28 protein-coding genes and 1 tRNA gene are annotated in these 24,925 nt (G+C 65.3%); 21 read left to right on the top strand and 8 right to left on the bottom strand.

Translation table 11 applies throughout. The annotated features are described in order from the left end of the window. Positions 1-26 precede the first annotated feature (26 nt). Both GO488_RS20070 and GO488_RS09790 read left to right on the top strand, forming a co-directional pair. Positions 27-149 (top strand): HVO_2523 family zinc finger protein, encoded by a 123-nt coding sequence (locus GO488_RS20070; RefSeq protein ID WP_268899419.1) that lies wholly within the window; start codon positions 27-29, stop codon positions 147-149. Positions 150-209: 60 nt separating this feature from the next. Beyond that, entirely contained in the window at positions 210-2,447 is a 2,238-nt protein-coding gene (locus GO488_RS09790) for a hybrid sensor histidine kinase/response regulator (protein WP_162317648.1), read from the top strand. On the opposite strand, the gene GO488_RS09785 is transcribed toward GO488_RS09790, so the two are convergent. Beyond that, positions 2,422-3,084 carry a TVP38/TMEM64 family protein gene (locus GO488_RS09785; RefSeq protein WP_162317647.1) on the bottom strand — a complete coding sequence of 221 codons (663 nt, stop codon included), beginning with the start codon at positions 3,082-3,084 and terminating at the stop codon, positions 2,422-2,424. The two genes, GO488_RS09790 and GO488_RS09785, sit on opposite strands and share 26 nt — an antisense overlap. Positions 3,085-3,158: 74 nt before the next feature. Between GO488_RS09785 and GO488_RS09780 the strand changes: the two genes are divergently transcribed. Beyond that, a complete protein-coding gene (locus GO488_RS09780; RefSeq protein WP_162317646.1) occupies positions 3,159-3,527 on the top strand; it encodes a DUF5830 family protein in 369 nt (122 codons plus the stop codon). Between the two features lie 130 nt (positions 3,528-3,657). On the opposite strand, the gene GO488_RS09775 is transcribed toward GO488_RS09780, so the two are convergent. Next, entirely contained in the window at positions 3,658-4,662 is a 1,005-nt protein-coding gene (locus tag GO488_RS09775) for a DUF7115 domain-containing protein (protein WP_162317645.1), read from the bottom strand. Between the two features lie 129 nt (positions 4,663-4,791). Between GO488_RS09775 and GO488_RS09770 the strand changes: the two genes are divergently transcribed. Continuing rightward, positions 4,792-4,935, top strand: a tRNA-Met gene (locus GO488_RS09770). A 76-nt stretch (positions 4,936-5,011) separates the two neighbouring features. Here GO488_RS09770 and GO488_RS09765 read toward each other — a convergent pair. Further along, positions 5,012-5,395, bottom strand: a complete 384-nt coding sequence (locus GO488_RS09765) for a nuclear transport factor 2 family protein (protein WP_162317644.1) — start codon at positions 5,393-5,395, stop codon at positions 5,012-5,014. Positions 5,396-5,467: 72 nt separating this feature from the next. Between GO488_RS09765 and GO488_RS09760 the strand changes: the two genes are divergently transcribed. Continuing rightward, positions 5,468-6,514 (top strand): zinc-dependent alcohol dehydrogenase family protein, encoded by a 1,047-nt coding sequence (locus GO488_RS09760; RefSeq protein ID WP_162317643.1) that lies wholly within the window; start codon positions 5,468-5,470, stop codon positions 6,512-6,514. A 37-nt stretch (positions 6,515-6,551) separates the two neighbouring features. Beyond that, positions 6,552-7,778 (top strand): FAD-dependent oxidoreductase, encoded by a 1,227-nt coding sequence (locus GO488_RS09755; protein ID WP_162317642.1) that lies wholly within the window; start codon positions 6,552-6,554, stop codon positions 7,776-7,778. Between the two features lie 16 nt (positions 7,779-7,794). Here GO488_RS09755 and GO488_RS09750 read toward each other — a convergent pair whose 3' ends face one another. After that, on the bottom strand, positions 7,795-8,364 hold the full coding sequence (locus GO488_RS09750) for a HalX domain-containing protein (protein ID WP_162317641.1): 570 nt from the start codon (positions 8,362-8,364) through the stop codon (positions 7,795-7,797). A gap of 171 nt (positions 8,365-8,535) precedes the next feature. On the opposite strand from GO488_RS09750, the gene GO488_RS09745 reads away from it, so the two are divergent. The 4 genes from GO488_RS09745 to GO488_RS09730 all read left to right on the top strand — a co-directional run bounded on the left by GO488_RS09745 (position 8,536) and on the right by GO488_RS09730 (position 10,598). Further along, positions 8,536-8,973, top strand: a complete 438-nt coding sequence (locus GO488_RS09745) for a pyridoxamine 5'-phosphate oxidase family protein (RefSeq protein WP_162317640.1) — start codon at positions 8,536-8,538, stop codon at positions 8,971-8,973. A gap of 45 nt (positions 8,974-9,018) precedes the next feature. Next, a complete protein-coding gene (locus tag GO488_RS09740; protein WP_162317639.1) occupies positions 9,019-9,432 on the top strand; it encodes a DUF8009 family protein in 414 nt (137 codons plus the stop codon). A gap of 203 nt (positions 9,433-9,635) precedes the next feature. Next, positions 9,636-9,878 carry a DUF8028 family protein gene (locus GO488_RS09735; RefSeq protein WP_162317638.1) on the top strand — a complete coding sequence of 81 codons (243 nt, stop codon included), beginning with the start codon at positions 9,636-9,638 and terminating at the stop codon, positions 9,876-9,878. A gap of 60 nt (positions 9,879-9,938) precedes the next feature. Then, a complete protein-coding gene (locus GO488_RS09730; protein ID WP_162317637.1) occupies positions 9,939-10,598 on the top strand; it encodes a ribonuclease H family protein in 660 nt (219 codons plus the stop codon). A gap of 27 nt (positions 10,599-10,625) precedes the next feature. Here GO488_RS09730 and GO488_RS09725 read toward each other — a convergent pair whose 3' ends face one another. Continuing rightward, positions 10,626-11,522: an NAD-dependent epimerase/dehydratase family protein gene (locus tag GO488_RS09725; RefSeq protein ID WP_162317636.1), complete on the bottom strand. Its 897-nt coding sequence runs from the start codon at positions 11,520-11,522 to the stop codon at positions 10,626-10,628. A 219-nt stretch (positions 11,523-11,741) separates the two neighbouring features. On the opposite strand from GO488_RS09725, the gene GO488_RS09720 reads away from it, so the two are divergent. Continuing rightward, complete coding sequence (locus GO488_RS09720; protein WP_162317635.1) at positions 11,742-11,981, top strand: DUF8015 family protein; 240 nt, start codon at positions 11,742-11,744, stop codon at positions 11,979-11,981. A 17-nt stretch (positions 11,982-11,998) separates the two neighbouring features. On the opposite strand, the gene GO488_RS09715 is transcribed toward GO488_RS09720, so the two are convergent. Further along, complete coding sequence (locus GO488_RS09715) at positions 11,999-14,251, bottom strand: NADP-dependent malic enzyme (protein ID WP_162317634.1); 2,253 nt, start codon at positions 14,249-14,251, stop codon at positions 11,999-12,001. Positions 14,252-14,349: 98 nt separating this feature from the next. Then, positions 14,350-16,101 carry a methyl-accepting chemotaxis protein gene (locus GO488_RS09710; protein WP_162317633.1) on the bottom strand — a complete coding sequence of 584 codons (1,752 nt, stop codon included), beginning with the start codon at positions 16,099-16,101 and terminating at the stop codon, positions 14,350-14,352. 127 nt (positions 16,102-16,228) lie between these two features. Here GO488_RS09710 and GO488_RS09705 point away from each other — a divergent pair, with 127 nt between their 5' ends. The 5 genes from GO488_RS09705 (at position 16,229) to GO488_RS09685 (ending at position 20,049) form a co-directional block, all read left to right on the top strand. Further along, a complete protein-coding gene (locus tag GO488_RS09705) occupies positions 16,229-16,738 on the top strand; it encodes a COX15/CtaA family protein (RefSeq protein ID WP_162317632.1) in 510 nt (169 codons plus the stop codon). 84 nt (positions 16,739-16,822) lie between these two features. Next, positions 16,823-17,650, top strand: a complete 828-nt coding sequence (locus GO488_RS09700) for a basic amino acid ABC transporter substrate-binding protein (protein WP_162317631.1) — start codon at positions 16,823-16,825, stop codon at positions 17,648-17,650. Positions 17,651-17,654: 4 nt separating this feature from the next. Further along, a complete protein-coding gene (locus GO488_RS09695) occupies positions 17,655-18,329 on the top strand; it encodes an amino acid ABC transporter permease (protein ID WP_162317630.1) in 675 nt (224 codons plus the stop codon). Next, positions 18,326-19,069 (top strand): amino acid ABC transporter ATP-binding protein, encoded by a 744-nt coding sequence (locus GO488_RS09690; protein ID WP_162317629.1) that lies wholly within the window; start codon positions 18,326-18,328, stop codon positions 19,067-19,069. Before GO488_RS09695 ends, GO488_RS09690 begins: the two co-directional genes overlap by 4 nt. Beyond that, on the top strand, positions 19,066-20,049 hold the full coding sequence (locus GO488_RS09685) for an amino acid ABC transporter permease (RefSeq protein ID WP_162317628.1): 984 nt from the start codon (positions 19,066-19,068) through the stop codon (positions 20,047-20,049). Before GO488_RS09690 ends, GO488_RS09685 begins: the two co-directional genes overlap by 4 nt. A 23-nt stretch (positions 20,050-20,072) precedes the next feature. Here GO488_RS09685 and GO488_RS09680 read toward each other — a convergent pair whose 3' ends face one another. Then, positions 20,073-21,587 carry a replication factor C large subunit gene (locus GO488_RS09680; RefSeq protein ID WP_162317627.1) on the bottom strand — a complete coding sequence of 505 codons (1,515 nt, stop codon included), beginning with the start codon at positions 21,585-21,587 and terminating at the stop codon, positions 20,073-20,075. A 66-nt stretch (positions 21,588-21,653) separates the two neighbouring features. Between GO488_RS09680 and GO488_RS09675 the strand changes: the two genes are divergently transcribed. The 5 genes from GO488_RS09675 (at position 21,654) to GO488_RS09655 (ending at position 24,732) form a co-directional block, all read left to right on the top strand. Next, positions 21,654-22,022, top strand: a complete 369-nt coding sequence (locus GO488_RS09675; protein WP_162317626.1) for a hypothetical protein — start codon at positions 21,654-21,656, stop codon at positions 22,020-22,022. Further along, positions 22,015-23,211, top strand: coding sequence for a tyrosine-type recombinase/integrase (locus tag GO488_RS09670; RefSeq protein WP_162317625.1), 1,197 nt, complete (start codon positions 22,015-22,017; stop codon positions 23,209-23,211). The genes GO488_RS09675 and GO488_RS09670 overlap by 8 nt, the downstream gene beginning before the upstream one ends. A 103-nt stretch (positions 23,212-23,314) precedes the next feature. Continuing rightward, positions 23,315-23,578: a hypothetical protein gene (locus GO488_RS09665; RefSeq protein ID WP_162317624.1), complete on the top strand. Its 264-nt coding sequence runs from the start codon at positions 23,315-23,317 to the stop codon at positions 23,576-23,578. Positions 23,579-24,058: 480 nt separating this feature from the next. After that, a complete protein-coding gene (locus GO488_RS09660; protein ID WP_162317623.1) occupies positions 24,059-24,301 on the top strand; it encodes a hypothetical protein in 243 nt (80 codons plus the stop codon). A gap of 287 nt (positions 24,302-24,588) precedes the next feature. Further along, on the top strand, positions 24,589-24,732 hold the full coding sequence (locus GO488_RS09655; RefSeq protein ID WP_162317622.1) for a hypothetical protein: 144 nt from the start codon (positions 24,589-24,591) through the stop codon (positions 24,730-24,732). Positions 24,733-24,925: the final 193 nt, after the last annotated feature.

The raw sequence follows: 24,925 nt of genomic DNA, 5'->3' as shown, positions 1-24,925 counted from the left end.
AAGCCGACGGCGCGCCTGCGTCGCGTATGAGCGAGGAGTCGGGCGGCCGCCCCTGTCCGCTGTGCGACCGGGCTATGTACCACCGCCACTGTAAGTACGTCTGTCCGGAACACGGCGTCGTCTACGACTGCGCCGACACGTTCTACTGAGTACCGCGCTATCGAGGACTGCTATCAGATTTATTGTGGTGGACGCGTAGGTAACGGTCAATGGGTAACGACGGCGACATTTCCGTCCTCCACGTCGACGACGACCCGGAGTTCGCAGCGGTCGCCGCGATGCACTTACAGCGAGTCGCCGACGACATCGAGGTCGTGACGGCGTCGTCCGCGAGCGAGGGACTCGACGTGCTGGGCTCGGAGCCGGTCGACTGCGTGGTCAGCGACCACGACATGCCGGGGATGGACGGACTCGACTTCCTGAAAGCCGTCCGGTCGGCGTATCCCGACCTCCCCTTCGTCCTCTTCACGGGGAAGGGCAACGAGGAGATCGCGAGCGACGCCATCTCGGCCGGCGTGACCGAGTACCTCCAGAAGGACGTCGGCACCGAGCAGTACGCGGTGCTCGCCAACCGCATCGACCGCGCCGTGAGCGAGAACCGGGCGAAATCCGCCCTCGAAGAGTCGGAACGGCAGCTGGCGACGCTCATCTCGAACCTGCCGGGACTCGTCTACCGGTGTCGGAACGAGCCGGAGTGGCCGATGGAGTTCGTCAGCGAGGGCGCCGAGGCACTGGTCGGCTACGACAGCGAGGCGCTCGAATCAGGCGAGGTGACCTGGAGTTCGCTCATCGTACCGGGGGACCGGGACGACCTCTGGGAGCGGGTGCAGACCTGCCTCTCGGCCGGCGAGCCCTTCGAGGTGACCTACGCCGTCGAGACGAGGGACGGCGAGCGTCGCTGGATGTGGGAGCGGGGACGGGCCGTCGAGAGCGGCGAGGACGGCGTCGAACTGATAGAGGGCTTCATCACGGACATCACGGCTCGACGGGAGCGAGAGCGGGAGCTCGAACGGGAGCGGGAGTTCACGGAGAACCTCGTCGACGCCATCGACGACGTGTTCTACCTCGTCGGGCTCGACGGCGGCCTACTCCGGTGGAACGACACCGCGACCGAGGTGACCGGCTACAGCGACGAGGAACTGTCCTCGATGACGGCCCTGGAACTGTTCCCGGCGTCGGTCCGTGACCGCGTCGTCGAGGCCACCGGCCGAACGATCGAAACCGGATACGCGACGTTCGAAGCGCCGCTGCTGACGAGCGGCGGGGACGAGATCCGCCACGAGTTCCGCGGCACGCTCATCGAGGACGCCGAAGGTAACGACCTCGGCATTGCCGGGATCGCTCGCGACGTCACCGAGCGAAAGGCGCGCGAGCGAGAACTCGAACGCTACCAGACCATCGTCGAAGCCGTCGGCGACCCGGTGTACACGCTCGACGACGACGGCGTGTTCACCTACGTCAACGAGGCCTTCGAGCCGATGACCGGGTACGCCTCCACGGAGCTCGTCGGCGAACACATCGGGACGATAATGACCGACGAGGACCTCGATAGGGGAGACGAACTGGTCCGGTTGCTCGTCACTGACCCCGACGTCGAGACCACGACGCTCGAGATGGACGTCGTGACTCGGGACGGCGAGCACGTCCCGACCGAGAACAACATGGCGATACTGCCCAGTCCCGACGGGGAGTTCACGGGCACGGCCGGCGTCGTCCGAGACATCACCGATCGCAAGGAGCGCGAACACCGCCTCTCTGAGTTCGCCTCCGTCGTCAGCCACGACCTGCGGAACCCGCTCAACGTCGTGCAGGGACGCCTCTCGCTGGCCGAGGAGACCGGCGACGTCTCCCACCTCGGCGACGCGGCCGCCGCCGCCGAGCGGATGGAACGGCTCATCGAGGACCTGCTGACCCTCGCCAGACAGGGCGAGAGCGTCGGTGAGACCGTCGAAGTGGCGCTCTCCGACACCGCCGAGCGAGCGTGGGCGGGCGTCGACACCGGCGAGGCAGCGCTGTCGCTCGGCTCGGACGGGGCCGTCGAGGCCGACCCCGCCAGACTCCGCGAACTGTTCGAGAACCTGTTTCGAAACAGTGTGGAGCATGGCTCCACGAGCGATCGGAACTCGCCGCGTTCCGATGACAGCGTCGAACACGGTCCATCTGACGGCGACCGAGCGACGCCGCTGACCGTGACTGTCGGGGTGATAGACGGAGACGATCTCGACGGAGCGAACGGATTCTACGTCGAAGATGACGGCGTCGGCATCCCGCCGGGAGAACGGTCGAGCGTCTTCGAACGCGGCTACACCACCAGTAACGGGGGGACCGGATTCGGCCTCGCTATCGTCGAAGACATCGCCGACGCCCACGGCTGGTCGGTCAGCGCTGCGGAGAGCGACGCGGGCGGCGCGCGCTTCGAGTTCACGAGGAGTCGGGACGGCCGCTGAAGTGGCGGTAGGTCGGCCCGGCCAACACCAGCACCGCCATCGCGCCGAGCAACACGAGCAGGTGCGGGAGCGCCTCGACCGAGACGCCGGTCAGCGTCAGCGACCGCATCGACGCCCCGGCGGCGACTTCCGCGACGACCCACGGGATCTCGCCGACGAACGTGCCGACGACGAACGCCCGCGTCGACACGTCGGCGAAGCCCGCGCCGTAGGAGACCGGGTCGGCGGGCACCGGCGAGAGCCGGGCGGCCAACACGCCGCGTGTCTCGCCGGTCACCTCGATGATGCGCCGGCCGGACTCGCCCAGCCGCCCGAACATCCCGCCCTGCTCGCCCGCTCGCTGGGCGAACCGATAGGGGATGAGGCAGGTGACCAACGCGCCCATCAGCGCCACGGGAATGCCGTAGCCGATCCCGAGGACGAACCCGACGAACGCCGACAGCGGCATCGTCGGCCACGCGAACAGCGGACGGACGAGATAGAGGGCGACGATGAGACCCGCCATGTAGACGGGGTGTTCCGAGAGGTGCATCGCCTCCTGGATGAGGCGGGATGGCGAGAGGATCGCCGCGACTACCGCGAGGACGGCGAGCAGCGCCGCCGACCCGAGCACCTGGCGCTTGACGAGGCTGTCCATCTACCGATGAGAGTGTCTCCGACCGGCAAACATCTTGTGGTAAGCGTTAATCCGATGGCGGACGAGGCTCCGGCGTGGACGACGCCGACCGCGACCCCGTCGAACTCGGGGTCGAGCTGCTCGCCCACCTCGAACACGAGGAGCTGTCGGTGGCCGACGCCATGGACCGCATCGAGACGGTGACGACCAACCCCGGCGTCCAGCGCGAGATTCTCGACACCGCGGCGATGCGCGGGGTCATCGACCGCGAGGACGGCCTCGTCCGTCCCCGGTCTCGGGGCACGTACGTCAGTTTCGAGGCCGACGTGGTCGTCCGCGAGGGCGAGTTCTCCTGTGAGCGCTGCGGCGCGAGCATCTCGACGGGCCACTTCGTCCAGTTCGACGGCGGCGAACTGGGGCCGTTCGGGTCGACGTGTATTCGGAAAGTGTTGGGGCGGGAGTAGCGAGGATTCGAACGAAGTGAGAATCCTCGAAGCGGAACGGCGAACGGAGTGAGCCGTGGAGCAGTAGCGTGGTTCGCGCGTCTACAGACGCGCGAACCACGAAGAAGCGAACGACCCGAAAATGCAGCTCTCAGCGACCCTGTCGGAGCTCTTCGATCAGTTTCTCGATGACCTGTTCCTGCCGTTCGATGCGCTCGTTCTGTCGTTCCACGGCGGCGGTGAGCTCGGCGACCTGCGATTCGAGTGACGCGAGGTCGGCGCTGGTATCCGCCGTGGCCGGCGGCGTCCGCTGAGTGGACGGTTGTGACTGGGACGCCGATCGCTGAGCGGCGTTCACGCCGTCCGCCGTGTCCCGCTGCCCGCCGGCTGCGGGGGTTCGTGCGGCCCGTTCGGACGGCTGACCGCCTGATTCGTCCTCGTCGTCCTCGCCGCCGACGAGGGGGTCGATGCCGGCGTCGAGGTCGAGACCGTCCTCGGCGTCTGCTTCCTCGTCCGGTTCCGATCCCACTTTCGCGTTGAGTTCGTCCAGCGACGAGACGTCGTGATAGGCGAACAGCGCCCGCTGGAGCGTCTGCTGGACGGCCGGGGCCTGTTCGGCCGGCGCTTTGATGCGTTCGGGGCGGCCGTCGACGGCGAAGACGATGGCCGTGGCGACGCTGCCCTCCTCGAAGTCGAGTCCGGTGACGTCGGCGAAGGAGTACGATTCGAAGTCGGCGTCCCACGTGACGCCGCCGATGTGTTTCAGCAACTGGGCGTCGGTGACGACGAGCGTGAGCTCGCTGAAGCGGAAGACGCCGTTGACGCCCTCGTCGTCGGCGGTGACGCCGGCGACGCCGAGCCTGCCTTCGAGGAGGCGTTCGAGGACCGTCTCGCCGCGGTCGAGCGGGACGCCGAGGTCGCGCTTCTCGTCGGCGTAGTAGAGGGTGAGCTTGGTCTTCCGGCGGCCCTCGGAGACGGTCAGGCGCTCGAAGTCGTGGGGATAGGCGACGACCTTCTCGTCGCTGAGCAGACCCTCACCGCGATAGACGAGCGTTCGGGTGGCCGTGAAACAGACGACGTCCTCGTCACCGAGGTTGACGCTGGCCCTGATCTCCTCGTCCCCGAGTTCCCGCCGGACGAGGGGTGGTACCTTCATGCTCCCTGCATTTCCGCGTGATGGCTTAAATCCGGGGGGTCAATCGACCCCGCCGTGGGAGTGACCCACAGTCTGCGGGAAGATGAGAACCTTCAAGGCGAGTACCGGCCAAGCATCGGGTGCACCCGAGCCCGGGTGGCTTAGCTGGACATAGCGCCGCACTCATAGGGTTTCACGACTCATGCGGCACCTGCCGACATGACCCGTGGGGTGCTCGTCACGCCCCGAACCTGGGTTATGCGGAGATCGAGGGTTCGGAGCCCTCCCCGGGCATTTTCCAACCGACGCGAACGCCGGTGAGCGGCGCATACAGACGCGTTCTCACGTGTCGCCGTAACCGGTGTTCCGCTCACACTTCGCTGGGGGCGCTCACGTGCATGCCGACGAACCGCCAGTCGCCGTCGCGGCGTTCGAGCGTGCCGCTCCAGCGGGTGTCGAACTCGCGTCGCTCGCCGTCTTCGTCCGTCCACGCGAGGGCCACGTCGTCGCTGAACCACGCCACGTCGCCGCGCTCGGTGACCCTGAGCGCGCGGCTCTCGACGACCCAGTCGCTCGTCGAGAGGGTCTGGTCGCGGAGCCCGGCCTGCACGGCGTTGGACCCGACGAGACGCTCCGAGATGCCGACCTTCACGATGGCGTCATCCTCGGGGCGGTCGTCGGCGAAGAAGGTGTCAAGCGGCGCGCCGTGTCGGAGCGAGTCGTAGTAATCGCGGACGGTCGTGGTCGCGTCCATGGGAGTGCATTCGCCCGAAGCGGCTTACCAGTGTGGGCGAACGGTTTTCCACCGACGGGGCGAAGGCGGCGTATGCGCGCAGCTATCTACCGCGGCCCCGGCGATATCGCCGTCGAGGACGTTTCGAAGCCCGAGATTGAGTCGCCGACCGACGCCGTCGTCCGCGTGACGCACACGGCGGTCTGCGGGTCGGACCTCTGGTTCTATCGCGGCGAGAGCGACCGAGAGGAGGGGTCGCCGGTCGGGCACGAACCGATGGGTATCGTCGAAGAAGTGGGCGAGGACGTCCGCTCGGTGGACCCCGGCGACCGGGTGTTCGCGCCGTTCAAGATCAGCTGCGGGCGCTGTGAGTTCTGCCGGAAGGGGCTGCACACCTCCTGTGTGAACGGCGACTCCTGGGGCGGCGACAACGGCGGCGCACAGGGGGAGTTCGTTCGGACGACCGAGGCCGACGGGACGCTCGTCCGGGTGCCCGACCGGTACGCCGACGACGAGGCGACGCTCGAAGCGGTGCTGCCGCTGACCGACGTGATGGGGACGGGCCACCACGCGGCCGTGAGCGCCGGCGTCGGCGAGGGCGACACCTGCGTCGTCGTCGGCGACGGCGCGGTCGGCCTCTGTGGCGTCCTCGCGGCGCGCCGCCTCGGTGCCGAGCGGATCGTCGCGATGGGCCACCACGAGGACCGCCTCGAGCTCGCGGAGTCCTTCGGCGCGACGGAGACGGTGGCCGCTCGCGGCGAAGAAGCGGTCGAGCGGGCGAGAGAGCTGACCTACGGCGGTCCGAGGCACGTTCTGGAGTGCGTCGGCGCGTCGTCGTCGATGGACGCCGCTATCGACCTCTGCCGACCCGGCGGTACCGTCGGTTACGTCGGCGTCCCCCACGGCGTGGACGAAGCCGGTCTCGACGTGTTCTCGATGTTCCAGGAGAACGTCACGCTCCGAGGCGGCGTCGCGCCGGTTCGCGCGTACGCGGAGGAGTTGCTCGCCGACGTGTTACAGGGGACGCTCGACCCCTCGCCCGTCTTCACGAAGACGGTCGACTTAGACGGCGTTCCGGAGGGGTATCGAGCGATGGACGAGCGCGAGGCGATCAAGGTGCTCGTGAAGGTGGACCACTGAGCGCCAGACACATCCCGCTTCAGTCCAACGTACGGTGATGACACGTTCACCGTCCGTTCTGGTCGTCGGCGGCGGGGCGACAGGTACCGGCGTCGCGCGCGACCTCGCGCTTCGGGGCGTCGACGTGACGCTCGCCGAGCGAGGCGGTCTCTCCAGCGGCACCACGGGCCGCTCGCACGGGCTCTTACACAGCGGGGCGCGCTATGCCGAGAGCGACAGCGCCGGTGCCGAGGAGTGCATCGAGGAGAACCGCATCCTCCGGTCCATCGCCGGGGAGTGCGTCCGCGACACCGGCGGGTTGTTCGTCCAACTCGCCGGCGACGACCCGGAGTACTTCGAGGAGAAGCGAACCGCCTGCGGGACCGTCGGCATCGAGACCGAGCTACTGGACGGCGACGAGGCGAGGGAACGCGTCCCGGACCTCTCGGCGGACGTAGAGCGCGCGATGACGGTCCCCGACGGCGTCGTCTACCCCTCGCGACTCGTCGCGGCGAACGCGGCCGACGTCGAGGCACACGGCGGGACGGTTCACCCGCACGCGCCCCTGGAAGCGCTGAGCACGGTCGAGGGGTGGGTGACCGAGGCGCGGCTCGGCGGCGCGGTCGACGACACCGTCGAGGTCGACTACGTCGTCAACGCGACCGGTGCGTGGGCCGGCGACGTGGCGTCGATGGCGGGCGTGACCGTCGAGATGGCCCCCACCCGCGGCGTGATGGTCTCAGTCGAGTACGACGGGGTCGACCCGGTGTTGAACCGCTGTCGGGACCCCGCCGACGGCGACATCGTGGTCCCGCACGACTCCGAAGCGGTGCTGGGGACGACGAGCGTGCCCGTCTCGGACCCCGACGACTACGAGCGGGCCGACTGGGAGGTCGAGAGCTCCATCGAGGAGTGCGCGGCGATGTTACCCCCCGTCGCCGATTCGCCGGTCGTCCGGAAGTGGTGGGGCGTCCGACCGCTGTACGCGCCGGACGAGGGCGACGGCGACCGGCGCGGTATCTCGCGGGGGTTCTTCCGGCTGGACCACGCCGAGGACGGCGTCGAGAACTTCCTCAGCATCGTCGGCGGCAAGCTAACGACCTACCGACAGATGGCCGAAGCGACCGCCGACCGCGTCTGTGAACGCCTCGGCGTCGACGCCGCCTGCGAGACGGCGACCCGGGAACTGCCGGGTGCCGACGACGCGGCGCGGCTGGACGAGTTCGTCGACAGATACGACGGCCAGGGACCGACCGACGAAGACGTGGTACGAAAGCGGGAGTGAGCGGCCGACCGCACCCTCAACTCCCCGAGAACTCGCCGAAGGCGGCTTCGAAGTCCTGAATCTCGCCGATCGTCTGATCGGCGGTCCGCTTGAGCGACTCGACGCGCTGTGTGACCTCGTGATACTCGTCGTGGGCGTCGAGTTCGGCGGCGTTCTTCTCGGCTTCGAGCGTCGCCTTCTTCGAGGCCATGGCGAAGTACCGCTGTATCTGTTCGTCGTAGGCGTCTCGGACGAGCATCTCCTCGACCGTCTCGTAGAGGTCCGCGCGCGTCACCGGCTTGGTCAGATAGTCGTCGAACGGCATCTCGACGATGTCGAATCCCGGGTCGACGGCGGTGACCATCACGATGCGGCAATCGAGGTCGCGTTCGCGGATCCCGTCGAGCACGTCGTCGCCGGACACCCCGGGCATCTGTCTGTCCAGAAACACCACGTCGACCGACTCGTCTACCGCTTCGAGCGCGCTCTCGCCGCTGTTCGCGCTCCGGACGTCGTGACGCATCCCGAGCCACGTCGCGTACAGCTCTGCCACGTCCCGTTCGTCGTCCACGACGAGCACCGTCGCCGTCTCTGAATCCGCGGTCATATGCGCCTTTGATACCTCCGTCTCGATGGCCGGACCGCCTGCATCTGTTACGTCTTGCCGAATGGCTACCATAAATCCACCTGACGGATTATCAGACATGATTTTCGACTGGTCGGTTGAGAATCATTATTGCCCATAGTAAAATTACCCGTGGCGAACGTCTCTCCGGCGATGGTCTCAGTAACGGGCGCGTGGTCGCTCGACGAAGTCGCCGACTTCCTCACCGAGACGACGGTACCGATCCGCCTCGGCTGTCGGCGACCGTCGGGCGATCTCTGGATGCTCTCGCTGTGGTATCGCTATCGAGACGGCGACTTCGAGTGTGCGACGGCCGCCGACGCCGACGTCGTCCGCTATCTCGAGGCCGACCCCGAGGTCAGTTTCGAGGTGTCGACGAACGAGCCACCATATCGCGGCGTCCGTGGGAACGGGCGCGTCACGATAGCGCCCGACGACGAGAAACAGGTGTTGCGAGCGCTCATAGAGCGGTATCTCGGCGGGACCGATTCGCCGCTGGCCGAGCGGCTGCTCTCGCCGAACCGGAAGGAAGTGAAGATCACCGTCGCGCCCGAGCGGCTCCACTCGTGGGATTACAGCGACCGGATGTAACGCGGGCCGTCGGCGATTTGTACGAGGGGGACCTACGGGCGACCGATGAGCACCGATCCGTCGGCCGTTCGCTCGCTCGCGGTCAGCGCCGAGGACCTCCTCGCGGCGGCGGAGGCGAGCGCGCGGGACGGCCCGAACGCGGTCCTGCGCGTGACGCCGCCGTACAGCGGTCGGATGCGCGCGCGCCTCCACGTCGTTCAGGGCGACGCCGACGACGAGACCCTCCACATCCAGCCCGCGTCGCTCCTGCGTGAGGACGCCCCGCCGTATCCGACGCCCGACCGGACCGCCGACGAGCTCCGCGACCGGGACGACGAGACCTACGGCGTGGCTCGGCACCGCGAGTACCACGAACGGCGCGTCGCGGAGTGGCGCGAGACGCTGCCCGACCACGTCGCGGAGACGGTTACGATTTCGGCGGACGGTCACGAGGTGCGTATCTCGCTGCTCGGACCGTGAAGACCGAAATGATATATGGATTGGAAGATTTGGCGTTACGACGAGTTACTGCCTGAGAAGTGTCGATAAAACGTCTCGGCATCTCTAATAAATCCGTAAAACGTCTAGTCAGTCGCTTCCAGACGTAAAACGAGACAAAATCGGTCGAAGGCTCTCGCGGTTATATCATAGCGGGCCGCATAGTTGTCGGTAGGTCACCCGCCATGTCAAGTTCGTCAGCTAACGAACTGTTCGCCCGTTTCGACGAGACGGTCCCGAACATCGGTCAGTCCCTCCTGGCCCCCGTTCGAGGTATCGCCTTCTGGACAGCCATCGCCCTCCCCTTCCTCTATCTCCCGCTGTTAGCTTCGGGCCTCCACTCGGCTCCCGTGCGGACGGCGTTCGCCGCGCTGGTCGTCTGTAACGCCGTTTCGCTGCTCATCGGCCACTCGCACGCGCGGGAGTAGTCGGCCGATTATCGCAGTATCAGGCCACATATTTATATTCCTACTCATCTAAAAACGGGTATGGCCGCTTACGGCCGGCCGACCTTACGAGACCTGTTCGACGAGTCACCGACGCCGCATATCGCCCACCCACCGCGCAGTCACCATCGAGACTTCTACATCGCCACAGACGGCTCCTTCCGCCCACACAGCGGCGGTGCCGTCGGCGACGATGGCTCCGTGGAGGAGGGCGGCCTCGGCGTGGTCGTCGAGACGTTCGACGGCGAACGCGTGGTCCGGCTGTCTGTCCCCGACAGTTCGCCGGACAACAACGTCGCCGAGTATCGAGCGCTGCATCTCGGACTGGACGTCCTCGCCGCGCGAGCGCCGACGAACGCTCGCATCGGGCTCCTCATCGACCACGACCAGCTCGCCGAGAACGTCAACGCCGAAGTGTTGGCCACGCACGGGTCGGCGTACGACCCGCCCCACGGCGTCTCCGTCCCCCCGTCGACGGGCCTTCACTGGCGTGGCATCCAGGCTCGCATCAACGGCTTCGACGAGATCAGGGCCGCTCGCATCTCCAGCGACCGGAACCCGGCTCATCCGCTGGCGAACGCCCCCGACCAGTACGCTCACGTCAACGGCGAACCCGACCGGTGTGTCGTCCCACAGACGACCACCACCGACGAGCGCGTGCCGCCGCCGTCCCGGTCGAACCGCGGCGGTGCCTCGGACTGAGCCAGAGGCGGTCACGTCGAAACCCAGTCAGCGGTGCTCTCGCCAGCGCCACGTCGGCTCCCAGTCGAACAGCGTCGCCGCCTTCGACGTATCGACCAGCGCCGCGTGGTCGTCCTCGGGGAAGTCGTCTCGGACCGTCGCGTCGTCGAACAGCTCGGCGACGAGCTCCTCGCTGGGCGTCTCCGCGCTCGTATCGGGTGCCGACACCCAGACGCGTTCGTGACCGTCGAAGGACGCCTCGACGGTCCGGCGGACGAGGTCGACCACGTCCGAGGTGTGGGCGTAGGTGAACAGCGTGTTTCGCTGCCCGTGCAGCGATCCGCTCTCGCGCATCCCCGAGAGCGTCCGGTCGGCCTCGGCGAACGTCTCGCGGGCAATAGCGTCGTCGACTACCCACGGGAACCGCAGCGAGGTGATCGTCCGCGGCGCGCCCTCGTCCCGGCGGGCGAACCCGTCGGCGACGGTTTCGAGCGTCTGTTTGCCCATCCCGTAGGGCGTCGAGGGCGTGAGCCGATGGGATTCGTCCACCGGCAGGTAGTCGACGGTGATGGGGTCCGGTTCGAACCCGCCGCCGATGGCGCTGAAACTCGACGCGAGCGTCACCGTCTCGACGCCGAGTTCGCCCGCGGCCTCTAGCACGTGATAAGTCGACATCGCGTTGCTCTCGAACGTCCGATAGCCGGGCGTCGCCTCCGGCGTCGGGAGCATCCCGAGGTGGACGACGGCGTCGGCGTCGCTCTTCGCGACCGACCCGTACACTTCGCCCGCGTCGAGCAGGTCCGTCGTGAGATAGGCGTCCGAGTGCGACTCGTCTCGCTTCCCGCGCGAGAGGTTCACCGTTCGGTACCCCTCCGCAGACAGGTGCTCGAGGACGGCCCGCCCGACCCGGCCGTTCCCGCCGGTGACGGCGACTGTTTCGGTCACGTACCGTCATCTCGGGGCCACGACCAAAGGTCATGCGGCGGGTCCCGGACCGTCACTGACGCCACCGACGACGTGTCACGGCCGACCGATCCCGTGAAACGCCCTTGCATATGTTACGAGAAACCACGATGCCTACGACTTCGACGTTTCAGCGACGTTACGCGGCTCAAACTTTAAGTCGGGGCGGCAATATACGTCATACCGAGAGGTGTCTCACAGATGAGTATCCGTAGCGGCAGGACCCGCGACCCAGATGAACAGCGCCGGGACCGGCCGACACCGTCGGTCACTCGATACGACCTCGTGCTCGCGCTCATCCCGACGGCGTTTCTGCTGGCCGCGGTCGCGGCGGTAGCGATCGGCGTGCCGCTTCCTCTCGCCTTCGCCGCTGGCTCGCTTCTCTCCGTCGCGGCCGTCACCGACGTGCTCTTCCTGCATCCGCCGACGGAGTCGCAGTGACGGTCATGTCGCCGCGGCTAGTCCTGTTGCGCGTCGACGACGGCGACGCCCGCCAGATTCACGATGTCTTTGACCTCGTCGCCGCGCTGGAGGACGTGGACTGGCTTGTCCATGCCGACGAGCATCGGCCCGATGGCCTCAGCGCCGCCGAGGCGCTGGAGGAGCTTGTAGCCGATGTTCCCCGCTTCGAGGTTCGGGAACACCAGCACGTTCGCGGGGTCGTCGAGTTCGGAGAACTCGTAGGTGTTGGTGAGGATCTCCTCGACGACGGCGGTGTCGGCCTGCATCTCCCCGTCGACCGGGAAGTCGACGCGGCTGTCGTTCTGTAGCTTCTCGACGGCTTTCCGCGGTTTGCGCGTCCCCTCCGTGTCGACGCTGCCGAAGTTCGAGTACGAGAGCATCGCCGCCCGCGGTTCGACGTTGAAACTGCGGGCCAGTTCGGCGGTGTGGCGGGTGACCTCGGCCAGCACGTCCTCGTCGGGGGCCTGATTGACCGTCGTGTCCGCACAGAAGACGACCTGGTTCCGGAAGGTGAGCATGTAGACGCCGGCGGCGTACTCGGCGTCGTCGGCCGTCCCGATGACCTGTAGCGGCGGGCGAAGCGCCGAGGGGTAATCGTGCGTGAGGCCGGTCAGCATCGTGTCGGCGTCGTCCATCTCGACCATCACGCTACCGAGGTAGTTGCCGTCCCGAATCAGTTCCTCGGCCTCGCTCCGGGTGATGCCCCTGCGCTGACGGAGTTCGTAGAGCCGCTCCGCGTACTCCTCGACGTCGGCGGTGTCGGGGTCGACCACGATGGGGTCGAACTCCAGGCCGAACCGACGGCGGGTCGCCTCGATCTCGTCTGCGTCGCCGATCAGGACCGGTTCGGCGATGCCCTGTTCGACGAGCTGGTAGGCCGCGCGGATCATCTTCTCGTCGTCGCCCTCCGCTAAGACGACGCGCTTGGGGTCGCTCTTGGCCTTGTTGAGGACGACGCGCATCATCTCGCGGGACTTCCCGAGCCGGGCCTCCAGTTTCTCGACGTAGTCGTCCAGGTCCAGTTCCCTCCGGGCCGCGCCGCTCTCCATGGCGGCCTCGGCGACGGCGGGCGTCACTTCGAAGAGGACCCGCGGGTCGAGTGGCTTCGGGATGATGTATTCGGGGCCGAACTGGAGCGGTTGGTCGCCGTAGGCCTTGACCACGGCGTCGGGCACGTCCTGCTGTGCGAGTTCGGCCAGCGCCTCGGCGGCGGCGACCTTCATCTCCTCGTTGATCTCGGTCGCGCGCACGTCCAGCGCGCCGCGGAAGATGAACGGGAACCCCAGCACGTTGTTGACCTGATTGGGGTAGTCCGAGCGACCCGTGGCCATGATGACGGTGTCGTCGCGGGCGTTCTTGGCGGTCTCGTAGTCGATCTCGGGATCGGGGTTCGCCATCGCGAAGACGGCGGGGTTCTCGGCCATCGACTGGACCATCGTCTCGCTGACGATGCCCCCGACCGAGAGGCCGACGAAGACGTCCGCGCCGGCCATCGCGTCCGCGAGATCGCCGCCGGGGACGTCGCGGGCGAACTCCTCCTTGAACTCGTTGAGCTCCTCGTGTTGGGCGCGGTCCTCGGTGATGATGCCCGAGGAGTCACACATCGTGATGTTCTCCTTTCGCGCGCCCAGCGAGACGTAGAAGCGCGCGCTGGCGATCGCGCTCGCGCCGGCCCCGGAGAAGACGATATCCAAGTCCGCGAGGTCCTTATCGGCGATCTCGGCGGCGTTGACGAGCGCCGCCCCCGAGATGATCGCGGTCCCGTGCTGGTCGTCGTGGAAGACGGGGATGTCCAAGTCCTCGCGCAGGCGGCGTTCGACCTCGAAACACTCCGGCGCGGCGATGTCCTCCAAGTTGATGCCGCCGAAGGTCGGCTCCATCGCGCGGACCGTGTTCACCATCGCGTCGGCGCTGTCGGTGTCCAGTTCGATGTCGAAGACGTCGATGTCGGCGAAGCGCTTGAACAGCACGCCCTTTCCTTCCATCACCGGCTTTCCGGCTTCGGGCCCGATGTCGCCGAGTCCCAACACCGCGGAGCCGTCGGAGACGACGCCGACGAGGTTCCCCTTCGCCGTGTAGGTGAACGCGTCGTCGGGGTTCTCGGCGATCTCCTCGCACGGGGCCGCGACGCCCGGCGAGTACGCGAGCGAGAGGTCCCGCTGCGTGTTGGTCGGCTTCGTCGTCGCTATCTCTATCTTCCCGGGCGGATCGCTGCTGTGGTACTCGAGTGCGTCCTCGTCCAGACCCATAGTCGATGGTCGAACGCCAACTAAAAAAAGACGGGTTTACCGTCAAGCGACGTACCCGACATCAACGTGCGTCGAAATCGTACGTCGGTCCTGACGTTTCACCGTCGCGCGTCGTCGGTGAGGTCCGCGACGTCGTTCGCGAGGTCCGCCACCGCCTCGGACTGCTGGTCCGTCGCGGAGACGATCTCCTCGGTCGCCGCTTCCGCCTCCTCGGCGTGGACTTTCGCGTCCTCTATCATCGTCGTGATGTCCTCGATGGCGCTCGCCTGTCCCCCGTTCGCGTCGGCGACCTCCTGGATGCCGGACGTGGCCGCCTCCACGGCGGTCGTTATCTCGTCGAGCGCGTCCAGCGCCGCCTGGATCTCGGTCTCGGCCCGTTCGACCTGCTCGTGCGAGTCGTCGACCATCTCGGCCGTCTCCGTCGCCTGGGCCTGGATGGTGTCGATGCTGTCGGATATCTCGGCGGCGTGGTCGCTCGTCTCGTTCGCCAGCGTCTTCACCTCGTCGGCGACGACGGCGAACCCGCTCCCGCTCTCGCCCGCCCGGGCGGCTTCGATATTGGCGTTCAGCGCGAGCATGTTCGTCTGCTCCGCGACGTCGGCGATGACCTCCGCCACATCGCTGACCCCGTCCATCCGCGATTCGAGGTCGGTGACGCTGTCGACGAGCGACTCGCTCGTCTCGGTGAGACCGTCGGTCACCTCGTGGACCGCCTCGCTGGCGTCGGCCCCGTCCTCGGCCGCGGCGAGCGCGCGCTCCGCCGCGCTGGCGACCTCGCTCGACGTGGCGGCGACCTGCTGCATCCCGGCGCTGACGTTCTGCACGTTGTCGGCGGCCGTGTCCAGCGCGTCGGCCTGTTCGGCGACCTGTCGCTCGACGGTTCGAGCGGCCGACGCCGTCTGGTCGATGGCACTCGCGAGGTTCGCCGTCTGCGTGTCGACCTGTCCGGTCAGGCGGTCGAACTGGTCGGCCATCTCGTTGAGCGCGTCGACGACGTCCAACAGCGCGTCGTCGACGTACTCTCTCCCCTCCTCGTCGTCGAACGACGCGCGAGCGCCGAGGTTCCCCCGTCCCATCGCGGTCATCGTGGCTTCGAGCTCCCCGACGAGGTCGGACACCGCCTCGTGCCGACGGGCGTCGTCGGTCCGGTCCTGAACCATCTCCACGACGGCGACGACCTCGCCGTCGGCGTACAGCGGCGCCGCGCTGAAGGAGATGTGCCGCTCCTCGCCGTGCTGGTCCTGCATGACGCTCGTGTCCCGGTACAGCGTGAACTCCGCGTCCTCGACTTTCGGCACGTCGTACTCGAGGTGGGTCCGCTCGGGCGCGTCGAGCACCTTGTCGGCGAGCGTCTTCCCGCGGCGGCTATCCGGATAGAACGCCATGCTGGCCATCTCCATCGACTTGGCGTCGTCCTCTCCGACCCCGGTGAGCGCGGTCAGCGAGCGGTTCCACGTCACGATCTCGCCGTCCGCGTCGAGGATGAACAGCGGCGTGCCGACGTGATGGAGAACGTCGTGGAAATCTATCGGCGGGTCGTCGGCCGCCGCCGCGGAAGCCGTCTCTGCTGCGACCTCGGTCGCTCGATCGCCGGCACCCGCCGTCGCCAGTTCGGCCCGCAGCTCGCGCTCGACCGCCGCGATGGTCTCGTGTGTCTCCTCGTCGAGTTCGTCCCGTAACTGGTCGAACGCATCGCCGACGATCGCCTCGGTGTCCGGGTTCCGATCGTGGCCGTCCCCCGGTACCCCTGTGGTAACCGCCGTCGTCTGACCGCCGTCGGTCTCTACCCGTTTACTGTCGTTCGATTCATCGTCGTCTCCGAACAACGAGGCCAGGTCTCTGGGGAACATGATGGCCGAGACCCTCTCACGGAGTGTAAAAAGCGTACGCTCCAAAATACCACAATTAATAATCGGACCACCGGCTCTGCCGACCGCTCAAAGAAGGGGATAAGTACGAGCGCACGAAGACTCGAACATGACCGACCGCTTCCGTCGGCTACTCGCGGTGACGACGGCGCTGACCTTCGCGCTCATCCTGCTGGGCGTCTACACCGGTGCCATCGGCGCGGGTCTGACCTGCAACGGACGCTGGCCGCTGTGTGACGGCTGGCTGGGACTGTTTCCCGCCAACTGGGCGAGCTTCGTCGAGTGGTTCCACCGGCTGGTCGCCATGATCACCGGCTTCGCCATCCTCGGGTCGACGTACGCCGCCTGGCGCGGCGGTTACTCGTCTCGAATCAAGTACGCGACGGCCGTCGCCACCGTCGTCCTCCCGATCCAGATACTGCTGGGGGCGAACACCATCGTCAACTTCGGGGCGGCCGCGCAGGTGCTGCACCACGCCGCCGCGCTGGCGATTCTGGTGGCGCTCGTCGCGGCGACCGCGTGGGCCTACGACGGCACCGCGGCGGACGCCGAGACCCGCTCTGACGCCCGGACGAGCGAGTCGGCCGCCGAGACGGACCCGAGTCCGAGCTCCGACTGAGCGGGCGGCGCTCGCCCCCGAAACGTACAACGCCCGTAGTACCCGTTCGTAACACTAATCCCCAGCTACGTTGTTTTACCGGGTATGTCAGATCGAAGTCTCTCGCGTCGGCAGTACCTCACGTCCGTCGGCGGCGCGGCGGTGACGCTCTCGGTCGCCGGTTGCATGGGTGACGGCGGTAGCGGAAGCGGCGACGGCGGCGGTGGGAGCGGGTCCACCGGCACCGAGCAGGCACCGAGCATCACGGCCGGTACCGCACCCGGGTTCCCGCCCTTCGAGATGAAGGAGGGCGGCGAACTGGTCGGCTTCGACATCGACCTCTTCGAGGCCGTCGTCTCCGAGACGGAGTATCAGTTCGACGGCTGGTCGGAGTTCGAGTTCGACTCGCTCATCCCGGCGCTCACCAACAACAACATCGACGCCATCGCGGCCGGGATGACCATCAACGAGAAGCGCGACGAGACCATCGACTTCACGGACCCCTACTACTCCTCGGACCAGGCCATCGTCGTCCGCGAGGACGGCGACTTCTCGCCGGGGAGCCTCTCGGACCTGGCGGACCGCCCCATCGGCGCGCAGAAGGGCACCACCGGGGAGGGCGTCGTCCAGGACGAACTCGTCGGCGACGAGATCACCCAGAACCAGTACAACGCCTACGACAACTACGTGCTGGCGATTCAGGACCTCCAGAACGGCAACGTCGACGCCGTCGTCATCGACGTCCCCGTCGCCGAGACGTTCGCGAAGAACCGCCCCGTCGAGATAGCGTTCGTCTACGAGACCGGCGAGAAGTTCGGCTTCGGCGTCCGCACGGACGACGACGAACTGACGAGCGCGCTCAACTCGGGGCTCTCGGCGGTCCGGGAGAGCGGGCGGTACGAGGAACTGACCCAGAAGTGGTTCGGCGAGTAGAGCGATGCTTCAGACAGGCGACTGGACGTTCGTCCTGAACAACCTCGACTACCTGCTCTCGGGGGCGGCCGTCACGGTCGGGCTGACGATCGCCAGCCTGTTGCTCGGCCTGTTGGTCGGCTTCCCCGCCGGCGCGATCGAGGTGTACGGCGACGGCATCGGCAAGCGGTTGGTGAGCCTGACCGGCGTCGTCCTCCGCGGGACGCCGATCGTCGTCATCATGCTCGTGCTCTTCTTCGTCGTCTCCATCTCCAAGTCGGCGTTCGTCACCGCGGCGGTCGGACTGGGGCTGCGCAGCGCGGCCTATCAGTCCCAGATCTTCCGCGGCGCGCTCCAGAGCGTCGACGACGGGCAGATGGAGGCCGCCCGCTCGATCGGGATGAGCCGGCTCGGCGGCATCCGCCACGTCGTCGTCCCGCAGGCCCTGCGCCGGAGCATGCCCGGGTTCCAGAACGAGTTCACCATCGTCCTGAAGGACACTAGCATCGCCTTCGCCATCGGCCTCGCGGAGCTGCTGACGCGCGGCTACGACCTCTTCACCCAGAGCGGGCGCTCGACGGCGGTTCTGGAGGTCTTCCTGGTCATCAGCGCCATCTACTTCGTGCTCACGTTCGCGACCAACCGCGGGCTGGACCGGCTGAGCGAGTACTACGCGATTCCGTCGGGTGAGAACACATGACACTGCTACGAGTCGAGGACGTCGACAAGTCCTACGGCGACGAGGAGGTACTGAACGGCGTCAGCTTCGAGATGGACCGCGGCGACGTGGACGTCCTCGTCGGCCCGAGCGGGAGCGGGAAGTCGACGATGCTGCGCTGCATTAACCGACTGACCGAGGTCGACGACGGCGACATCTGGCTCAACGAGACCCACGTCACCGCGCCCGACACGGACGTCAACGCGCTCCGACAGGAGGTCGGGATGGTGTTCCAGGACTTCAACCTCTTCGCGCATCTCACCGCCCTGGAGAACGTCACGCTCGGGCTGAAACGCGTCCGCGGGATGGACGCCGACGAGGCGAACGAGCGGGCCGCCGACCACCTTCGGCAGGTCGGGCTGGCGAATCAGGCCGACTCCTATCCCGCCGAACTCTCCGGCGGTCAGCAACAGCGCGTCGGCATCGCCCGGGCGCTGGCGATGGAGCCGAAGCTGATGCTGTTCGACGAGCCGACCAGCGCGCTCGACCCCGAGCTCGTCGGCGAAGTCGTCGAGGTGATGCGCGACCTCGCCGAGCGCGGGACGACGATGCTCGTCGTCAGCCACGAGATGGGGTTCGTCCGCTCGGCGGCCGACGACGTCCACTTCCTGGACGACGGGCGCGTCGTCGAGTCGGGACCGCCCGAGCAGCTGTTCCAGCGGCCGGAACACGACCGGACCGAGGAGTTCCTCGCGGGTCTCCAGTCGAGGGCACCGGAATGAGCACCGGCGAACCGTCCGTCGCCGACGAGGTGCGGACGACGGCCGACGTCGACGTCGACCGGCCGTGGGCACTCGCCGGACTCGCGGTGTTCTGGGGCTGGCTGCTGATCCGCTGGACCAACGACTTCCTGTTGCCGAACTCGCTGGCGTTCCCGAGCGACCGGTCGTTCGTTCCGGTCGCGCCGTTCGCCTCGGCGGCGGAGTCGGTCGCGGCGGTCGCGGCCTCGCTGGGCGTGGTCGGCGCGCCGCTCGACGCGCTCGCGGGCGTCCTCTCGTTCGTCGCCGGGGCGATTCCCTCGCTCCCGCCGCTGGCCCGCGGCGCGTGGCTCACGATCGTCCTCACCGTCGCCGGCATCGCCTTCGGGTTCGTGCTGGCCGTGCCGCTGTCGGTCGCGCGCGTCTACGGCGGCCGGGGGCTGCGGTGGCTCTCGCTCTCGTACACCGAGCTCATCCGCGGCACGCCGCTGCTCGCACAGCTGTTCGTGCTCTACTTCGGCCTGCCGCTGACCCAGATCATCCGCACGCTCCCCGGCATCGGCGTCGGCATGGTACCGGGGACCGCCGTCTGGGTCGCCATCATCGGCTTCACGCTCAACAGCGCTGCCTACCAGGCCGAGTACATCCGCTCGGCGCTCGAATCCGTCGACGCCGGCCAGCTGACCGCCGCCCGTTCCATCGGCCTCTCGAAGGTCGACGGCATCCGCTACGTCGTCCTGCCGCAGGGCCTGCGCTACGCCATCCCCGGGTGGTCGAACGAACTCGTCTACCTCATCAAGTACTCCTCGCTGGCCGCGTTCATCACGGTCCGCGAGCTGTTCTTCCAGGCCGAGTCCATCGCCAACGACACGTTCCGCTACACGGAACTGTTCGTCCTCGCCGCGCTCTTCTACCTCGCGCTGGTCGTCTCGGCGTCGCTCCTGATGAACGTCGTCGAGGAGCGGACGTCGATTCCCGGACTGGGCGGGAAGCGTCAGGCCTGAAGAGCGCGCTCGACTCGTCCGGCCTACATGAAATCGGAGAGGCCGGACTGCTGGTCGTCGTCCTCGGCCGCCTCGCCGTCGGACGACTCCACCGCGTCCGCCGTCGCGTCGGCTGCCGTCGTCTCGTCGCCGAGCGTCGACTGCCCGTCGCCCCCCTCCGATCCACTCTCGTCGGCGGTGTCGGTCGTCTCGCTGCCATCGCCGCCGACGTCTGCGCCGCCGTCCACGGTCGCCCCCTCGAACGCGCCGCCGGAGTGTTCCACGGCGGCCTCCTCGCGGCGGCGTTCGGCGTCCTCGACGATGGACTGGACCTTGTTCGTGTCCTCGCCCGACCCGGTGACGAAGGAGACGTGCTCGGCCTCCAGCTCGTAGGTGGCGGCCATCGCCACCGTCAGGTCGCGGTTCGTGCAGTGGTGGGTCATCGTCGCGAGGAACGGCATGATCTCCCGACGAGCGGTCCGCATGGAGACGCCGTCGATGACGGCGATCTGCTGGGCGATGTGGTCCCGCGTCTTGCGCGCCCCCTTCGAGCGGCCGAGTTTCGACCAGTAGCTCGGCGGCCCGTAGCGGGTCCAGCCGCCCTTCTTGCCGTCACGGGCGGCGGCGACGCCGGCGGTCATGTTGTCCCCGGCGTACCGCCAGAACGAGTAGTTCTGCGTCGCCCGTACGCGGCCCAGCCACTTATCGGCGTTCGAGAGGAAGCCGTAAGCCCGCGCGAGTTCCGCGCCCTCGTAGTCCTTGGGCATGTTGTCCTCGATCCAGTTGATGAGGTCGTCCGGCGTCTCGTCGACGTCGTAACTGGCCTTCAGCGCCTCCTCGGCTGAGCCTTCCTTGAGCACGACGTCGAGGTACTCGAAGATGCCCTCCGAGGTGTCACGCTCGCCGGAGACGTAGTCGTCGGCCTCGATACGGTCGCGGCCCTCGGCGGTGGCCTGCAGGTCCTTGATGGCTCCCCGCAGGTCGCCGCTGTTCTGCTCGGCGATGTCCTCGATAACGGCGTCGGTATACTCGACGCCCTCTTTCCGACAGATGTCTCGCAGGACGGGGACGATCGAGCGCTTCTGCACCGCCGAGAACTCGACGTCCTGACAGTTGTTGCGAAGCGAGTTCGACATCTCGTAGAACTCGTTGGCGATGAGGATCATCGGCTGGCCGGCCTCCTTCACGAGCGAGGAGACGGCGCGTGCGCCCCCGCGGTCGGCGTTACCGTGGATGTTGTCCGCTTCGTCCATGATGACGAGGCGACGCCCCTGCCCCCCGGCGGTCAGCGTGCCGGACTTGGCGGCTTCGCCGGCCACCCGGTCGATGACGTCCTTCGTCCGGGAGTCGCTGGCGTTGAGTTCGATGGTCGGCCAGCCCATGTCGTTCGCCAGCGCGTGCGCGGCGGAGGTCTTGCCCACCCCGGGCGTCCCGTGGAGGATGATCGCCTCGCGGTGGCTCTCCCAGGTGTCGGCCCACTCCTTCAGGGCGTCGCGGGCCTTGTTGTTTCCCCGTACCTCCGAGAGCGTACTCGGGCGGTACTTCTCCGTCCAGTCCATCAGATCGTGTGCCCCCTATACACAAGATTGATTACGGCTTCACGGTATTTCCGTTGCATGGCTCGTATGCATATCCACGTTGACGACGGGCAAAAAACCGACTGGGAGAACTTCATCGAACATGAGGAAGCGGGGCGTAAATACAAGAACGTCTCAGATCTCGTGCGGAAGTCTGTTTCCGAGCAAATATCACGCGACAAAGGACAAAGTGGTGTTCCGGACGAGGTCGAGAGTATGCTCTACGACATTCTCGACGAATTCAGTAGTCTACAAGCGAAGATGGCGATGGCGAACGAAGCGCTCGACACGCTGGAAAACCAGCAGCTCGACGAGGAGACCGTTGACGAGGTAGTCGGGTTCCACCGTGAACTGATCGAGGGTGAGTTGGAGAAGTTCGACCGATCCAACGATTCATCGGGTGAGGACAGTGCCTAAGACCGCTAAAAAACCGGACGAACCTCCCGTCTCAGACGACGATCCTCGCGGCCCGTACACCATACTCGGTGCTCGCGCGAAACGAGTACGAGATCTGGACGAGCTCAAGGAGTACATCACGCTCCCGACACCCATCCGGAATCACTTAGAGCAGCGACTTGAACGGTTCGAATCTACTAATCCGACTAAGGAAGAGCGGGAAGAGTTCAATGAGGTTGATTTCGATTTCCCCGATCCGGTGCAGAACTATCTCGACTTACGGGTGAAGGCGCACTTCTCGAAGCAGACACTCCAGAACCGGCAAAGCGCGTATCGACACTACATGGTGTACAGTCTCGTGCAGAACGTAGACTTTCTCGAACCGACGATGATTGCAGTTGAGGATTTTGTCGATCATCAACTACTGCATGGGTATTCAGAGGGGTCGGTCCAGAACCGAGTGTATGATCTCTCTGCGTTGTTTGGATATCTGGTGAAGAAGGGTGTTGTTGACGAGAATCCGGTGCAGCGGGATGAATTCGATATGGGGGTATCGCGATCGGAAACGTACAAGGAGATTCGGTATATTGAGATCGAGGATTACGAGAAATTGCTGGATGTGATCGATGATACTCGTGATTTGCTCATCGTTCAAATCTTGTGGAATTGCGGTGTTAGGGCACAAGAGCTGGTGAACATTCGAGTGAGTGATATTACCGACTTTAATGGGGATGACGACAACGGCGGGGGTGGGAAGGATCGGTCGATTAAGATTGAGACGGCCAAGCAGGATGGTTACGAAGATCGAATGGTGTACTATCCACCGTCGGTGGAGCGAACGCTGAAGAAGTGGTTGGAAGGAGGCACGAGGAATGGGTATTTGCGTGCGAATGAGTCCGACTATTTGATTCTTGGTGAATCAAGCGAAGATCTGCATCCGAATCGCCCGACAGAGATTATTCATGACTACGCTGAGGAAGCGGGTATCCAAGCGAAAGTGGATAAGGGGCCGAATGCAGCGGGTACGACACGCAATACCGTCACTGCGCATGCGTTCCGGCACTCGTTTGCTGTGCATCGCGTTCGGAATGGTATGCCGATTGTTTTCTTGTCGGATTTATTAGGACATTCGGATATCACTCAGACCCGCGAATACTTGCGCTTCAGGAAGGAGGACATAAAAGAAGCAGAAAAGAAGTACCGGCCCTGACACTTGAAATTGCTATATTGAAAGATTGCGATCTCCTCTTTGTAGTAGGAGATATGACCAATCAGCAAGCTTTTGGATACTTCTAATAATAATCACACCCACGATGGATGATACCGACCCAGCAAACGATCTGTTAAGATTGGCTGAGCTCGACCACGAGACACTCAATGATGCTAGTGACGAGCAATTGTTGCGGCTTGCAGCATCCTATAAGCGCGGTGATATCGAAGATATGGAGTCTCTCAGTACGGAGGCTATGGTGACGTTGATGCTTCGAAAACGAGGGTACCAGTTTCACCGAGACGAGGACAGTGTAGATATTGAAGCTCCTGACGGCGAGCGCCAGTCACTGACCAATTACCTCTGATCCACATCCGAGGTGAGATGTGTTCTATGTTTGTGCTGAGCGCATGTGCCGTGTGAGTGTGTAATGTACATGTGCTGTCGGTAGTACATCGATTTAGATTGGCTCACCTCAAGCCGAACCCCCGGGTTTCGTGTTGAGAGAACCAGGTCTAGCCGGCTCTACCTATTGTTTTCGTCGTTCCTCGATCCATTCTCCAATTTTTACCTTGGCGTCGGCGATCCATTTTGGGCCGGTGTAGATGGTTACGGTATAGGTGGTGTCGTTGCTGGTCATTGTGTCGATGTAAGGCGTTGGCGGGGGTTAGGTGCCGGAGTCGGGAGTGGATGTGCCGATAGAGTGTGCCGTGCAGATGTGCGGTGTGATTGTGTTGTGTGCCGAGCACATGTGCATGTGCGAGGTGCTTGTGCTGTGAAAATATGCTATAATACTAATCCATAAAATAGAGAAATACTCGTATAATAGCCCTGAGACGGAGTTATCGTGCTCGTAGTAGCAATAAAATCGAACCACACCGAAGTGTTCGCTGATACTGACGAAATTGAGGAAAGCGACCCCGACTGGCTGCGTATAGATCACCGGGAGGGTATCCGCGCCGATCAGTTACTAATCATTCCGGAGGAGGATGTTAGTAACAGTATTACCCGTGATGAGTGGGCGGAACTGATGGAGGCGCATTCAGATATCAACTATGATGGTGGTATTGATGAAGAGTTAGAGGAGTGACCGGCTAGGATTCTGATTCGGCACTTCCCCCTGTTTCTTTACCTTAGAGCTCCGTACTAGCCGCTAATGGCTTACTTCGGGGTCTCGACTGAGCGCTACGGCGGCTGGTCAAAGAAGGAGAAGGAAGATGCATTGGAGAACGCGGAATTACCACCGGATCGGGAACCGCGCAAGGAAGAGGATGAGTGACGATACTGGTCCGGAGTATGATGGTGAATTTGATGTCAAACAATGGGCCGCGATAGCAGAGGATTCCGCCGCCGAGCAGTACACCGACCTAGATACCAATGACTGACCCCGAGGAAATCGCACAGGCGTATCGCGCGCATGCAGACGATGCTGCGGAAACAAACAAAAAGTGGTCGCAAGTCACCCTGGAAGCCAACGGCTCCCTCGGCCCGCACCCCGGCGAGAACGATGACGATGATTAACTGGGGAGAAACAGATCTCTGGCAGGGGATTCAGGATGCGAAGAACGATCGGTTCGTGCGGTCCGACTGCACGTTTGAGTTCTGAGCGTGGTGTCGCATAAGGAGGAAAACCCGTTACAGAACCCGATTTGCACCACTCAAACAGGGGTGATAGTAGTCACAGGAGCGAAGAAACGTCTTTGAGTGTCACTTC

This window comes from Haloarcula limicola (assembly GCF_010119205.1).
Lineage (GTDB): Archaea > Halobacteriota > Halobacteria > Halobacteriales > Haloarculaceae > Haloarcula > Haloarcula limicola.
Note: the sequence above shows the minus strand (reverse complement) of the source record. Positions and strands in the feature narration are given on the sequence as shown.

What these genes read in the sequence shown, in the direction of transcription:
- GO488_RS09740 (WP_162317639.1), top strand. Translation starts at nt 9,019, where the DNA reads ATGAGCACCGATCCGTCGGCCGTTCGCTCGCTCGCGGTCAGCGCCGAG.
- GO488_RS09695 (WP_162317630.1), top strand. Translation starts at nt 17,655, where the DNA reads ATGCTTCAGACAGGCGACTGGACGTTCGTCCTGAACAACCTCGACTAC.
- GO488_RS09785 (WP_162317647.1), bottom strand. Translation starts at nt 3,084, where the DNA reads ATGGACAGCCTCGTCAAGCGCCAGGTGCTCGGGTCGGCGGCGCTGCTC.
- GO488_RS09675 (WP_162317626.1), top strand. Translation starts at nt 21,654, where the DNA reads ATGCATATCCACGTTGACGACGGGCAAAAAACCGACTGGGAGAACTTC.
- GO488_RS09655 (WP_162317622.1), top strand. Translation starts at nt 24,589, where the DNA reads ATGACTGACCCCGAGGAAATCGCACAGGCGTATCGCGCGCATGCAGAC.
- GO488_RS09750 (WP_162317641.1), bottom strand. Translation starts at nt 8,364, where the DNA reads ATGACCGCGGATTCAGAGACGGCGACGGTGCTCGTCGTGGACGACGAA.
- GO488_RS20070 (WP_268899419.1), top strand. Translation starts at nt 27, where the DNA reads ATGAGCGAGGAGTCGGGCGGCCGCCCCTGTCCGCTGTGCGACCGGGCT.
- GO488_RS09760 (WP_162317643.1), top strand. Translation starts at nt 5,468, where the DNA reads ATGCGCGCAGCTATCTACCGCGGCCCCGGCGATATCGCCGTCGAGGAC.
- GO488_RS09690 (WP_162317629.1), top strand. Translation starts at nt 18,326, where the DNA reads ATGACACTGCTACGAGTCGAGGACGTCGACAAGTCCTACGGCGACGAG.
- GO488_RS09700 (WP_162317631.1), top strand. Translation starts at nt 16,823, where the DNA reads ATGTCAGATCGAAGTCTCTCGCGTCGGCAGTACCTCACGTCCGTCGGC.
- GO488_RS09685 (WP_162317628.1), top strand. Translation starts at nt 19,066, where the DNA reads ATGAGCACCGGCGAACCGTCCGTCGCCGACGAGGTGCGGACGACGGCC.
- GO488_RS09755 (WP_162317642.1), top strand. Translation starts at nt 6,552, where the DNA reads ATGACACGTTCACCGTCCGTTCTGGTCGTCGGCGGCGGGGCGACAGGT.
- GO488_RS09680 (WP_162317627.1), bottom strand. Translation starts at nt 21,587, where the DNA reads ATGGACTGGACGGAGAAGTACCGCCCGAGTACGCTCTCGGAGGTACGG.
- GO488_RS09730 (WP_162317637.1), top strand. Translation starts at nt 9,939, where the DNA reads ATGGCCGCTTACGGCCGGCCGACCTTACGAGACCTGTTCGACGAGTCA.
- GO488_RS09705 (WP_162317632.1), top strand. Translation starts at nt 16,229, where the DNA reads ATGACCGACCGCTTCCGTCGGCTACTCGCGGTGACGACGGCGCTGACC.
- GO488_RS09790 (WP_162317648.1), top strand. Translation starts at nt 210, where the DNA reads ATGGGTAACGACGGCGACATTTCCGTCCTCCACGTCGACGACGACCCG.
- GO488_RS09710 (WP_162317633.1), bottom strand. Translation starts at nt 16,101, where the DNA reads ATGTTCCCCAGAGACCTGGCCTCGTTGTTCGGAGACGACGATGAATCG.
- GO488_RS09715 (WP_162317634.1), bottom strand. Translation starts at nt 14,251, where the DNA reads ATGGGTCTGGACGAGGACGCACTCGAGTACCACAGCAGCGATCCGCCC.
- GO488_RS09745 (WP_162317640.1), top strand. Translation starts at nt 8,536, where the DNA reads ATGGTCTCAGTAACGGGCGCGTGGTCGCTCGACGAAGTCGCCGACTTC.
- GO488_RS09765 (WP_162317644.1), bottom strand. Translation starts at nt 5,395, where the DNA reads ATGGACGCGACCACGACCGTCCGCGATTACTACGACTCGCTCCGACAC.
- GO488_RS09720 (WP_162317635.1), top strand. Translation starts at nt 11,742, where the DNA reads ATGAGTATCCGTAGCGGCAGGACCCGCGACCCAGATGAACAGCGCCGG.
- GO488_RS09775 (WP_162317645.1), bottom strand. Translation starts at nt 4,662, where the DNA reads ATGAAGGTACCACCCCTCGTCCGGCGGGAACTCGGGGACGAGGAGATC.
- GO488_RS09735 (WP_162317638.1), top strand. Translation starts at nt 9,636, where the DNA reads ATGTCAAGTTCGTCAGCTAACGAACTGTTCGCCCGTTTCGACGAGACG.
- GO488_RS09665 (WP_162317624.1), top strand. Translation starts at nt 23,315, where the DNA reads ATGGATGATACCGACCCAGCAAACGATCTGTTAAGATTGGCTGAGCTC.